Source organism: Lysobacter tyrosinilyticus, assembly GCF_054779815.1.
Genome location: NZ_BAAGXN010000003.1, coordinates 155,522 through 168,562, shown reverse-complemented (window position 1 = coordinate 168,562; position 13,041 = coordinate 155,522). Strand labels below are relative to the sequence as shown.

The 13,041-nt window shown below is 64.0% G+C and carries 8 protein-coding genes; 7 read left to right on the top strand and 1 reads right to left on the bottom strand.

The annotated features are described in order from the left end of the window. The first annotated feature begins 2 nt into the window (after nt 1-2). The 7 genes from ACYVGK_RS07575 to ACYVGK_RS07545 all read left to right on the top strand — a co-directional run bounded on the left by ACYVGK_RS07575 (nt 3) and on the right by ACYVGK_RS07545 (nt 11,941). The gene (locus ACYVGK_RS07575) at nt 3-932 is read left to right on the top strand and encodes a phosphoglycerate mutase (protein WP_460732754.1); all 930 of its coding nucleotides are present in this window, start codon (nt 3-5) and stop codon (nt 930-932) included. Beyond that, nucleotides 929-2,641 carry a single-stranded-DNA-specific exonuclease RecJ gene (recJ, locus tag ACYVGK_RS07570; protein ID WP_460732753.1) on the top strand — a complete coding sequence of 571 codons (1,713 nt, stop codon included), beginning with the start codon at nt 929-931 and terminating at the stop codon, nt 2,639-2,641. The genes ACYVGK_RS07575 and recJ overlap by 4 nt, the downstream gene beginning before the upstream one ends. 77 nt (nt 2,642-2,718) lie before the next feature. Further along, nucleotides 2,719-5,685 (top strand): VIT domain-containing protein, encoded by a 2,967-nt coding sequence (locus ACYVGK_RS07565; protein WP_460732752.1) that lies wholly within the window; start codon nt 2,719-2,721, stop codon nt 5,683-5,685. A gap of 72 nt (nt 5,686-5,757) precedes the next feature. Beyond that, a protein-coding gene (gene prfB / locus ACYVGK_RS07560) for a peptide chain release factor 2 (protein WP_460732751.1) occupies nt 5,758-6,886 on the top strand; the annotation gives its coding sequence in 2 pieces (ribosomal slippage) (nt 5,758-5,832 and nt 5,834-6,886; 1,128 coding nt in all). Between the two features lie 167 nt (nt 6,887-7,053). Beyond that, entirely contained in the window at nt 7,054-8,568 is a 1,515-nt protein-coding gene (gene lysS / locus ACYVGK_RS07555; protein ID WP_460732750.1) for a lysine--tRNA ligase, read from the top strand. Between the two features lie 143 nt (nt 8,569-8,711). Next, a complete protein-coding gene (gene rpfG, locus ACYVGK_RS07550; protein WP_460732749.1) occupies nt 8,712-9,770 on the top strand; it encodes a cyclic di-GMP phosphodiesterase response regulator RpfG in 1,059 nt (352 codons plus the stop codon). A 5-nt stretch (nt 9,771-9,775) separates the two neighbouring features. Next, the gene (locus ACYVGK_RS07545) at nt 9,776-11,941 is read left to right on the top strand and encodes an ATP-binding protein (protein WP_460732748.1); all 2,166 of its coding nucleotides are present in this window, start codon (nt 9,776-9,778) and stop codon (nt 11,939-11,941) included. A gap of 90 nt (nt 11,942-12,031) precedes the next feature. On the opposite strand, the gene ACYVGK_RS07540 is transcribed toward ACYVGK_RS07545, so the two are convergent. Beyond that, nucleotides 12,032-12,904, bottom strand: a complete 873-nt coding sequence (locus ACYVGK_RS07540; protein ID WP_460732747.1) for a crotonase/enoyl-CoA hydratase family protein — start codon at nt 12,902-12,904, stop codon at nt 12,032-12,034. Nucleotides 12,905-13,041: the final 137 nt, after the last annotated feature.

Here is a 13,041-nt window from a genome sequence, read left to right as displayed (position 1 = left end):
CCATGACCTCGGTGACGCTGCTGCTGCCGTCTCGTGACAGTTTCGGTGGGCAACGGCTCACCGGCGACGTGGCGAAGGCGCTAGGGCGTGCCGATCGCGAATCCGTCACTGGCGGGCAACTCGCGCGTAGCTTCGACATCCTGCCGCGCGGCTGGCCCGTAGCGGCAGTGACGCGACAACGCGACGCCGGCGACGCCCTGGCATCCGCCTGGCTTCGTGCCGATCCTGCCTATGTCCGCCCCGACATCAACGGTGCCCGCTTGTTGGCGTATGGCCAGGCGCTAGCGTTGACCCGGGAGGAAGTCGACGAGCTGCTGCGACCGCTGCGTCCGTTGTTCGGCGATACCGGTTTCCCGATCGATGCGCCGACGCCTTCGCGCTGGTACCTGCGTTTGCCACGCGAGGCACGCCTGCCGACCTTCAACGATCCGGATGAAGCCTTGGGCGCTGATCTGTTCGAGCACCTGCCGGACGGCCCCGAAGGCCGCCGCTGGCGTGCATTGCTGAGCGAGGCGCAGGTGATCCTGCACAACCATCCCGTCAATGCGAAGCGTGCCGCGGCTGGCAAGCCGCCGGTGAATTCGCTGTGGTTCTGGGGTGCCAGCACGCTGCCCGACCACATCACCACGACATACACCGCGATCTTCAGCGATGACGACGCCTTCCAGGCTCTTGCTGCGGCCGCGAAAGCGCATGCTGCACCGCTGCCGCAGCGCTGGGCCACGGGGGGAGACAGCTGTCTGTTCGACCTGCGACGAAGTCGGGATCTGACCCCGCTTCAGGCGCAATGGATCGAACCGTTGCTTCGCGATCTGCGTACAGGTGCGGTAGACACGGTCATTCTCGACTTCGCGGATGGTGCAAGGTTCACGCTGCGAGCGAGCCAGCGCTGGCGCTTCTGGCGCCGTCCACTGCATTCGATCGCTGCATGAAGACAAAGCCACGACTGGTCCGCCGCACAGTCGTCGATGCGACTGGCTGGCCGGATGGATTCCCCCAGCTACTCGCACGGCTCTACGCGGCGCGTGGAGCAACCGATGTCGCGCAGGCGCAACCGAAGCTTGCCGACCTGCTGCGTCCCGATCTCATGGGCGGCATGGATGCGGCTGTGCAGTTGCTGTCACGCGCCATCGCCGAAGACCGGCACATCGTTGTAGTCGGCGACTTCGACTGCGATGGTGCAACCGCCTGCGCAGTGGGGGTACGTGGTCTGCGCATGTTCGGCGCGAAGCGGGTGTCGCATGCGGTACCCAACCGCATCGTGCACGGTTATGGCCTGTCGCCATCATTGGTCGAGGAACTCGCAGCCCTGCAGCCCGACCTGCTGGTGACCGTCGACCACGGCATCGCCTGCCATGCGGGTGTCGCCGCGGCGAAGGCGCGTGGCTGGCAGGTGCTGGTTACCGATCACCATTTGCCCGGCGATGCGTTGCCGCCGGCTGACGCCATTGTCGACCCCAACCAGCGCGGCGACGTTTTTCCCAGCAAGACGCTAGCAGGCGTCGGCGTGATGTTCTATGTGCTGCTGGCGCTGCGGAAGCATCTGCGTGAAGCGGGACATTTCACGGCACGCGAACCAGATCTGTCGCAGTTGCTGGACCTCGTGGCCGTCGGCACCGTTGCCGACCTCGTGCCGCTGGACGCGAACAACCGCGCACTCGTTTCCGCAGGCCTTCGTCGCCTGCGGGCAGGGCAGGGCTGCGCTGGTCTGCGAGCACTGATCGAGGTTTCCAAACGCGATGCGGTCCGACTCACCACCGCCGACATCGGCTATGCGATCGGGCCGCGCATCAATGCAGCCGGACGTCTGGAAGACATGTCGCTCGGCATCGAGTGCCTGTTGACGGACGACTTCAACCAGGCACGCTCGATCGCCGAAACCCTGGACGGCATCAACGGCGAACGCCGCGCCGTACAGCAGCAGATGACCGACGAGGCCGAAGACGCGTTGCGCGGAGTTGCGCTGGAAAACAACGCCCGCTCCGCCGTCTGCCTCTTCGATGCGCAATGGCATCCGGGCGTCGTGGGTCTGGTCGCGTCGAAGATGAAGGAGCGCCTGCATCGCCCGGTCATCGCTTTCGCACCCGCTGAGCCCGACAGTGACCACCTGCGCGGATCGGCGCGCTCCATTCCGGGCTTCCATATGCGCGATGCGCTGGCGGACGTCGCCGCAAGGCACCCAGGACTGATCGAGCGTTTTGGCGGCCACGCCATGGCGGCCGGCCTGTCCCTGCCGCTGGCTGCGCTGCCGGCGTTCGAACAGGCCTTCAACGAGTGCGCCGCCCGTTGGCTGACACCGGAGCTGCTACAGGCGGAAATCCTCAGCGATGGCGAACTCGATCCTGCTGAATTCGACCGTCACCACGCGGAGATGTTGCGCGACGCCGGACCGTGGGGGCAGGGTTTCCCCGAGCCGCAGTTCGATGGCGAATTCGACGTACTGAATTCGCGCGTCGTCGGCGAGCGACATCTGAAGCTCGAGCTGAGTCAGGCGGGCCAACGCCTGAATGCCATCCATTTTGGCGGCTGGGAGGGCGTGGCTCCAACCGGCCGCGTTCGGATTGCCTATCGACTGGAGCCGGACGACTACCGCGGTGGCGATGCGGTGCAACTGGTCGTCATCCACCGCGAAGCGGTGTGAGCAGACGCAAACGCGATCCAACCCCTTTGCGACGCTCCAGGCGTTGGATGGGAATCACTGTCAGGGAGGGAATACCCATGCATCGCCTCGTGGCTTGGTCCGCGACTGCCGTCTTCGGTGTCGCGTTGGTTCTGGGTAGCCCGGTAACGGCGCAACAGGCCGAAACCCATCTGCATGCTTCGCCGCTGGTCCAAATCGAAGACATGGAAAAAGGTGAAACGCCGGTGCGCCTGCAGTCTGCGCAGGTCTCGGTCGAAACCTCCGGCAGCCTGGCTCGCACCACACTTCTGCTTACGCTCTACAACCCCAACGAACGCAACCTCGAGGGTGCCCTGCAGTTTCCGTTGCAACCGGGACAGCAGGTGGCCGCCTTCGCGCTGGATGTGAACGGTGTAATGCGCGATGCCGTCCCGGTGCCGAAGAACAAAGGACAGCAGATCTTCGAAAGTGTCGAGCGTCGCAATGTCGATCCGGCGCTGCTCGAGCAGACCGCCGGCAACCATTTCCGCCTGCGAGTCTATCCGCTGCCACCCCATGGAACGCGGCAGGTCCGCCTGGTGCTGCAGGAGGCCATGCGGCGCGAAGGCGATGCCTGGCGTCTTGATGTGCCTGTGGACATTCTCGCCGGTGCTGAATCCTTTGCTCTGGATGTGCAGGCAAAGGGAGTGCGTACGACCCCGCGGGTAAGCGGCAGTTTCGACGAACTGAGCTTCAAGCGCCGCCGCGGCGTTTACCAGGCACAGGTGCAGCGACGCTCGTTCCGCGTCGGCACGGCATTGGCGCTTCATTTTCCAGTCTCGCAGACGGCCCAGGCATACACGGCGTCGTTCGAGGGCGAGCGTTACGTGATGGCAGAGATTCCGGTCCCGTCGGTGACGCACACCGCGCGGATCATCCCGACGCGGATCGGCCTGCTGTGGGACGCATCGGCGTCGGCCCGAAGGCGCGATCGCGACAGTGAATTCGCGCTGCTGGATCGCTATTTCCGTGTCATGGGCAATGGCACCGTCTCGCTGCGATTGCTGCGCGACGTTGGCGAAGATGGCGGCACATTTGAAATTCGAAACGGGGATTGGAGTCGTCTTCGCACGACGCTTGAACGTACGGTTTTCGACGGCGCCAGCAATCTTTCGGACTGGTCGCCACAAGCGGGCATAGGCGAGTACCTGCTGGTCAGCGATGGGCTGCACAACTACGGCGAGAACGCATTTCCCAAGATGGAAGCCGGACAGCGCCTTTATGCGCTGAGTTCGGCTGGCACGCAGGCCGATGCCGCCCGGCTGACCGCACTGACAGATGCGACGGGCGGTCGCTTCATTGCCTGGCAAGGGCGTGCGGCGCTGGATGCAGCCGTTGGCGACTTGCTGGAAGACGGCCCGCGGATTGTCAGCCTGCGCGGCGATGGAATCAGTGATCTCTATGCTCAGTCGCTGCACGCTGACGGGGGCCTGGTACGCGTCGCGGGACGGCTGAGCGAACCTGCGGCAATGCTGCATGTCACTCTGGAGGAGGGCGGGGTAACACGCACCGTCGACGTGCCTGTCACAGCCCATGCGCCGGAGGCTGATCAGGTGGCCCAACTCTGGGCGAGCTGGGGCGTGGCATCGCTGTCCGCCGAGCCGGAGTTGCATCGTGCAGCGATCACTCGTTTGGGGCAGAAGTTTGGCCTGGTGACGCCCGGTACTTCGCTGCTGGTTCTCGACGCCGCGGCCGATTACGTACGTTACGACGTTCCCGCGCCGGCGGCGCTACGCGATGAAGTCGCACAGCTTCGCAAGTCACAGACGGAGGAAGGCGAGCAATCCCGCGCAGAACATCTGAATGAAGTCGCAGCTCTGTTTGCCAGACGCATCGAATGGTGGGAGAAGGCGTTTCCCAAGGGGCGACCACCACAACCCGAGCAAGACAAGCGGGTAACGCGGGCGCGGTCGCAAGCGCAGGAAGTGGCCGCCGCCGCAGACGCTGCTGCTGTCGAGGCGCCTCCGCCGGCTGCACCTGCTCCCGCGCCCTCACCGGCGGCGGGCGAGAGCACCACGCTTGATCGCGTCGTGGTCACCGGTTCGCGAATCAGGTCCGTCGACATGGAAACATCGCAGCCTACGATGGAGATGCAAGCCGGAACCCCTTCCCAGAACGGAGCAAGGATCCAGCTGCAACCCTGGCAGCCCGATTCCCCCTACGCGCGCCGCCTGCGTGCAGCCAAGCCCGACCAGATCTACGCGCTGTATCTCGACGAACGCGACAGCCACGCCACCAGCACGGCCTTCTACCTCGATGTGGCCGACATCCTGCTCGAACGCGGCCGTCGCGCCGAAGCATTGCGCGTGCTGTCCAACCTCGCCGAGCTGGAGCTGGAAAACCGCCACGTCCTGCGTGTGCTGGGCTACCGCCTGATGCAGGCTGAAGCCTGGCCGCAAGCCGTGCGAGTGTTCCGCCAGGTGCTGGAGCTTGCGGACGAGGAACCGCAGAGTCACCGCGATCTGGGGCTGGCGTTGGCCGCTGTTGGCCGGCGTCAGGAAGCCATCGGACATCTGTATGAAGTCGTATCGCGCGAGTGGGATGGCCGCTTCGCCGAAGTCGAACTAGTCGCGTTGAACGAACTTAATGCCATCGTCGCCACTAGCTCGCAGCCGCTCGACACCCACCTGATCGATCGTCGTCTGCTGCGCAACCTGCCCTTGGACCTGCGTGTGGCCCTGGGCTGGGACAGCGACAACAGCGACATGGACCTGTGGGTCACCGACCCAAATGGCGAGAAATGCTTCTACTCCAACAAACTGACCTACCAGGGCGGCTTGATTTCGGATGACTTCACCGGAGGCTATGGCCCGGAGGAATTCGTTCTGCGCAACGCGAAACCCGGCAAATACAAGGTGGAGGCCAACTATTTCGGCGACCGCGAGCAGATAGTCACCGGCGCCACGAGCCTGACCCTGACGCTGAGTACCGGCTGGGGAACATCGCGCCAGCGCGATCAGAAAGTGACGCTTCGCCTCGCCGATGCCCGCGAGACGGTGCTGGTCGGGGAATTCGAGGTTAGATAGGCAGCCTCAGGCAGCCGGACCATGGGGTCCGGCTGCTATCATTTCTTTCTTTGCCACACTCGCGACAGAGCAATGATCGAGCTGAATCCCGTCCGCCAGCGCATCGCCGACCTTCGTGGCCGGCTGGATTCGCTTAGGGGGTATCTTTGACTACGACCAGAAGGTCGAACGTCTCGAAGAAGTGAACCGGGAGCTGGAAAGCCCCGATATCTGGAACAACGCCGAATACGCACAGACCCTCGGCCGGGAACGCTCCCAGCTCGAGAAGGTCGTGAACGGCATCCGTGACCTCACCGATGGCCTCGTCGGCGCCGACGAGCTGCTCGAACTGGCCGAGATGGAGGACGACGAAGGCACCGCGCTGGCGGTCGTCGATGACGTCGAACGCTATGCCAAGGACGTCGAGACGCTCGAATTCCGGCGCATGTTCTCCGGCAAGATGGACTCGACGAATGCCTTCGTCGACATCCAGGCCGGCGCCGGTGGCACCGAGGCCCAGGACTGGGCCGAAATCCTGCTGCGCATGTACCTGCGCTGGTGCGAATCGCGCGGCTGGAAGACCGAGTTGATGGAGGCCAGTGGCGGCGACGTCGCCGGCATCAAGTCGGCCACGCTGCGTGTCGAGGGCGACTTCGCCTACGGCTGGCTCAAGACCGAAACCGGCGTGCATCGCCTGGTGCGCAAGTCGCCGTTCGATTCCGACAACCGCCGCCACACCAGTTTCACCTCGGTGTTCGTGTCGCCGGAAGTCGACGACAACATCGACATCGAGATCAACCCGGCCGACCTCAAGACCGACGTGTATCGCTCGTCCGGCGCGGGCGGCCAGCACGTCAACAAAACCGAATCGGCGGTGCGCATCACCCACATCCCGAGCGGAATTGTCGTGGCATGCCAGACCGGCCGCAGCCAGCACCAGAATCGCGACAACGCGATGAAGATGCTCGCGGCCAAGCTGTACGAGCTGGAAATCCAGAAGCGCAACGCCGAGCGCGACGCGGTAGAAGCGACCAAGTCCGACATTGGCTGGGGCAGCCAGATCCGCAATTACGTGCTCGACCAGAGCCGCATCAAGGATCTGCGCACCGGCATCGAACGCAGCGATACGCAGAAGGTGCTGGACGGCGACTTGGACGAATTCGTCGAGGCAAGCCTGAAGGCCGGCCTGGAAGCTGGTTCGAAACGGAGTGACGCGGCGTAAGCTGCGTCTGCAACGGAGTGACGCGGCGTAAGCCGCGTCGGCAGCGTAAGCTGCATCGGCGGCACAAGCCCGCCAACCCAAGCTAGAACAAGAACCCTGGATTCCCGTCGAGTGCCTCATCGTCATGAGGCCTCACTGCGGAAAATCACAAGCAGAAGCCAAGCAACATGACCGACACGCCCAGCACCCCGACGCATACCGACGAGAACTTCCTGATCGCCGAGCGTCGCGCCAAACTCGCCGCGCTGCGCGAGCAGGGCATCGCGTTCCCCAACGACTTCCGCCGCGCCGACTATGCGGGCGACCTGCAGGCGCAGTACGCAGATGCGGAGCAGTGGTCCGCGGAGGCGCTGGAAGCCAAGGCGCATCGCGTTGCGGTGGCCGGTCGCATCCTGCTCAAGCGGGTGATGGGTAAGGCCAGCTTCGTGCAGATCCAGGACGAATCCGGTCGCCTTCAATTGTTCCTGCAAGCCAATGTGCTGGGCGACACCTACGACGCCTTCAAGGGCTGGGATGCCGGCGACATCGTCGCTGCCGAAGGCGTGCTGACCCGCACCAAGACCGGCGAACTCTCGGTCAAGACCGATGTGCTGCGTCTGCTGACCAAGTCGCTGCGTCCGCTGCCGGACAAATTCCATGGTCTGGCCGATGTCGAGCAGCGCTACCGCCAGCGTTACGTCGACCTGATCGTCTCGCCCGAATCGCGCGAAGTCTTCATCAAGCGTTCCCGGATCATCCGCGCCATTCGCGCCTGGCTCGACGCGCGTCGTTTCCTCGAAGTCGAAACGCCGATGATGCATTACATCCCCGGTGGCGCTGCGGCCAAGCCGTTCCAGACGCATCACAACGCACTCGATCTCGACCTGTTCCTGCGCGTGGCGCCGGAGCTGTACCTGAAGCGTCTGACCGTAGGCGGTCTGGAGCGCGTCTACGAGATCAACCGCAACTTCCGCAACGAAGGCGTATCCACGCGTCACAATCCGGAATTCACCATGCTCGAGTTGTACGAGGCCTATGCCACGTACAACGAGGTCATGGACCTGACCGAAAACCTGATCCGCGACGTCGCCCGCGAAGTGCTCGGCAGCACCGTGATGGAATGGGACGGCGCCACGATCGATGTCGGCCCGGCCTTCCGTCGCTGGCGCCTGGACGAGGCCGTGCGCGAGAAGAATCCGGAGATCACGGTTGCCGACTGTCGGGATCGCGACGCGCTGGCAAAGCACTGCCAACGCCTGGGCGTGCAGGTGAAGCCCGCCTACGGCTGGGGCAAGCTGCTGCTGGAGATCTTCGAGAAGACCGTCGAAGGCAAGCTCGAGCAACCCACCTTCATCACCCATTACCCGGTCGAGGTCTCGCCGCTGGCGCGCGAAAGCGACACCGAAAAGGGCATCACCGACCGCTTCGAACTGTTCGTCAACGGCAAGGAGCTGGCCAACGGGTTCTCCGAGCTGAACGACCCGGAGGACCAGGCCGCGCGTTTCCAGGCCCAGGTCGAAGCGAAGGAGGGTGGCGATGACGAGGCCATGCACTTCGACGCCGACTACATCCGCGCGCTCGAAGTCGGCCTGCCGCCAACCGGTGGTCTGGGCATCGGCATCGACCGACTGGTGATGCTGATGACGGGCTCGGCATCGATCCGGGATGTCCTGCTATTCCCGTATATGCGGCCTGAAGCTTGAGGCCGGACGGGGGTGAAGCCCCGTCACAGACGTTAATCAAATAAAAAACCGGCCATTTGCAGCGCTTGCCCATCTGCGGTTGGGGCGCTGTATGCTGCATGGAGCCGCCAGGACGACGGCGCTGACCACAAGGGGGACGATGCGTGGATGTCGTGATTGTCGATGACCAGACGTCGGCGCGGACCATGCTGCGCCACATCATCGAAGACATTGCCTCCGAATTGCGTGTGCACGACTTCGGCGAACCTGCCGTTGCCCTGGACTGGTGCGAGTCGAATCAGCCGGATCTGCTGCTGCTCGACTACCGCATGCCGGGCATCGACGGACTCGAGTTTGCGCGGCGCTTTCGGCGTGCGCCCTTGCATCGCGACATTCCCATCATCCTGGTCACCGTCGTCGGCGATGAACCGGTACGGCAGGCTGCGCTAGACGCTGGCGTCATCGACTTCCTGGTCAAGCCGGTACGCCCGCGCGAACTGCGTGCGCGTTGCCGGAATCTGCTCCAGCTTCGCCAGCAATCCGAAAACGTAAAGCAGCGGGCACTGTCGCTGGAGCAGCGCCTGCTGGCCAGCATGCACGAAGTGGAAGAGCGCGAACGCGAGACGCTGCATCGTCTGGCGCGCGCCATCGAATATCGCGATGCCGGCACCAGCGCGTGGCTGGAGCGCATGGCGCACGTCGCCGGGCTGATCGCCGAACAGCTCGGCATGTCGGAAGAAGAGGCGCGTATCGTCGAGATGGCGGCGCCGCTGCACGATGTCGGCAAGATCGCCATTCCCGACTCTGTCCTGCTCAAGCCCGGCCCGTTGAACGAGGATGAAATCGCGGTGATGCGGCAACACCCGCGCATCGGCCACGAGCTGCTCAGTGGCAGCCAGAATCGCTTCATCCAGACCGGTGCGGTGATCGCGCTGCGGCATCACGAACGTTTCGACGGGAGCGGCTATCCTGATGGGCTGGTGGGAGAGGAAATCCCGCTCGAGGCCCGGATCGTGGCGGTCGCCGACGTGTTCGATGCGCTGGTATCGCCACGGCCATACAAGCAAGCTTGGGACATGGATGCAGCGCTGGGTTATCTATACTCGCAACGAGGCCGGCTGTTCGATCCTCGCTGCGTGGATAGCCTGATGCGCAGCCGCGAACGACTTGAAGATGTCTGTCAACGCTTTTCACGGATAGCGAAGCGACCTGGCACGGAGTAAAGCGGATGAGCCACATCCTGCAATTGCTCAAGACCCGACTCTCCGGACGGTCCGACAGCGAGCATGTGCAGGATCTGATCCGCATCGTCATCACTGCGCTGTTCATCACGTATCTCGGATGGCGCTACCTCTTCCTCAAGAACGATGACACGCTGCTGCTGACGTGGTTGATCCTCGTTGGCGAGCTTTCGATTGCAGTGGGCTTGCTCGTGGCGATCGTGATGCATCCTGGCATTTCGCCGGTGCGTCGCTGGATCGGGATGGTGACCGACTATTCGGCCATGGGCGCGATCATGTGCATCCAGGGCGAAGTGGTTTCGCCGCTGTACGCCGTATACCTGTGGGTGACCATCGGCAACGGCATGCGCTATGGCCATGAGTACCTGCGTGCCGCAACGGGCCTGGCTACGGCTTCGTTCCTTGGCGTCATCCTGATATCGCCCTATTGGCGCGGAAATCCCTACCTGGCCTGGGGACTACTGTTGGGGCTCGGCGCCGTGCCGCTGTACTTCGATTCCCTGTTGCAGGCGCTGACCCGCGCGGTCGACGACGCCCGCCGCGCCAATGAGGCGAAGAGCCGCTTCCTGGCCAACATGAGCCATGAATTCCGCACACCACTCAATGGTCTCGCGGGCATGTCCGAAGTGCTTGGCACGACCAAGCTGGATACGGAGCAGCGCGAGTGCGTGAATACCATCCAGGCATCGACCCGGAGCCTGCTGGCTCTGGTTGAGGACGTGCTGGATATTTCCGCGATCGAAGCAGGCAAGCTCAAGCTCGATATCACCGAGCTCTCGGTACGCGACCTGATCGCGAATGTCGGCCTGATCCTGCAACCGCAGATCCGCTCCAAGCAACTGAATTACCAGGCCGACGTCGCCAGAGACGTTCCGGAGAGCGTGCTAGGCGATTCCGGTCACCTGCGGCAGGTGCTGATCAACCTGGTCAGCAATGCCGTGAAATTCACCGATCAGGGCTCGGTGAGATTGGATGTAATCCAGATCGCGAGGACCGCCGAACATGCACGGCTGCGATTTACGGTCAGCGACACCGGCATCGGCATCCCCGAGTCGATGCGCCAACGCCTGTTCGAGGCCTTCGAGCAGGCGGATGCCGGCCTGGCCCGGCGCTATGGGGGGACCGGGCTTGGGACCACGATCGCCAAGGGCCTGACCGAAGCCATGGGGGGGAGCATTGGCTTCGAAAGTGCTGAGCAGCGCGGCACGCGCTTCTGGGTGGAGCTGCCGTTTGGGGTGGTCGCCAGGGAAGCGCCTGCAGAGGCACCTGAAGGCCCCAGCCACGGGGACCAGGCGAAGAAGAACATCATCGCGTTCGCCGACCCCTTCCTGAGGCATCGCGCCCGGGTGCGGAGCCTTTCCGTGCTGATCGCGGACGATCACGCGGCCAACCGGCACGTGCTGCAGAAGCTGTTGGAAAAGGCCGGCCACCGCGTAGCGAGCGTCGAAGGTGGCGATGAAGTGCTGGAGGCCTGCGCGGCATCCGATTACGACGCCGTGATTGCCGATTTGCACATGCCCGGCGTAAGCGGCCTGGACCTCTTGCGGCAGTTGCGCGTGATGCAGGCGGGCAGCCCCATGCGCACCCCGGTCCTGATCCTGAGCGCGGACGTGACTCCTGAGTCCATCCAGGCCTGCCAACAGGCGGGCGCGCGCGCCTTCCTGTCCAAACCGGTCGTCCCGGCCAAGCTGCTGGATGCCCTCGCGGAAATCGCGGTCAGCGGACGCCTCGGATCTCCGGTGGTGGCCGTGCGCGAAGAACCGGCGACACCGAGTGCGGAAGGCGTCTTCGACAGCTCGGTCCTCGACGAACTCGATTCCCTTGGCATGGGTGCCGGTTTCGAGCGTGAATTCGTTGCCCAATGCCTGCGCGACGCCGACGGCTGCCTGCGGGGGCTCACCGAGGCGGGCGAGGGCAAGGATTGGGAGCGCGCGCGCGAACAAGCTCATGCGTTGAAGGGCGTCTCCAGCAACCTGGGGCTGGTGAAATTGGCGGCCCTTGCGGGCGAAACGATGCGCCTGCCGGACTGGCAACTGACCAGTGAGTGGCGCCGTCGTCGTGACGACATGGAAGAAATGCTGCGGCAAGGACGGGACATCCTGGATGCCCGCCAGAACGAGCGCAAACAACGGGATACCGGCCGGGCGGATTGACCGCCTGCCCCCAGTGCCCGCCTGTCCAGCGAGCCCAAGCCCGGCTCAAGGCCGGGCCCGATTCCCCTACGGCCCTTGGCCGATCAGGCCTTACTGCGCTGCTGCACCACTACGACGGGTCTGCGCGCGCACAAGGCGGTCCATGGTCCTAAGCGATTTGTCTCCCAACTGCAGGGCCGTGTCGACCCAGATTTCGGTGATACGCATCATTTCCTCAAGCGTCACTGCCTGAGCGAAAGAACGAACCTTGTGCATCGCGGCGCGTGCGTGCGGGATCCGGCGATTGGCACGGATGACGTCTTCCACCGCCTGCGCGCCTTCGCCCTTGGGCACGAGCACGTCCACCAGTCCCATTTTGTGCATTTCCTGGCTGGTGTAGACGTTGCCTTCGAGCATCAGCTTCTCGGCCTTGTGCGCCGGAATTCGCTTGCACAGGAACGAGTAAGCGCCCATGCCGGGGAACAGATCGAACAGCACCTCCGGCAACCCCATCAGCGCACCTTCTTCGGCGACGATCGTGTGGCAGCTCAGCGCGGCTTCGAACCCGCCGCCCAAAGCGTCGCCCTGCACCAGGGCAATGCTGTGTGCACCCGCGCCCAGGCCGTCGTGGAATGCATGTACGCCGCGCACGCACTGATGCGCGTAATCGAGCAGCCCCTGGCGATCATTCGCGCGGATCAGTCGGCAGAACAGATCGAGATCTCCGCCCAGATTGAATGCATCGCCATCCGATGCAAGCACGATGTGGGGCAGGGAGCCATCGGGGTCGTGTGCCTGGAGTCGTGCCCCCAGACTGCGCTGGTAGGCCAGGATGTCGTTGACAAGCTGGGTCGAGAAGCAGGCTCTCTGCCCCGGTACGGCATCTGCGTGCATATGGCACCAGTACACATCGCGCGAGGCTTCCTCGATGACGCGCAGGGTGTGGCCAGTATCGGGACGTGGGAACGGATGAACGGCTGACATTGCGAATCCTCCGGGTAAGTGCCGTCCGGCCGGTCGCGAAATTCGGACGGCAAAGGGTAGTTCTACGGCGCCGACGGCCGATTCTATGCCCCCAAAAGCAAACGCCCGCAAGGCCATGGCCTTGCGGGCGTGGAGGG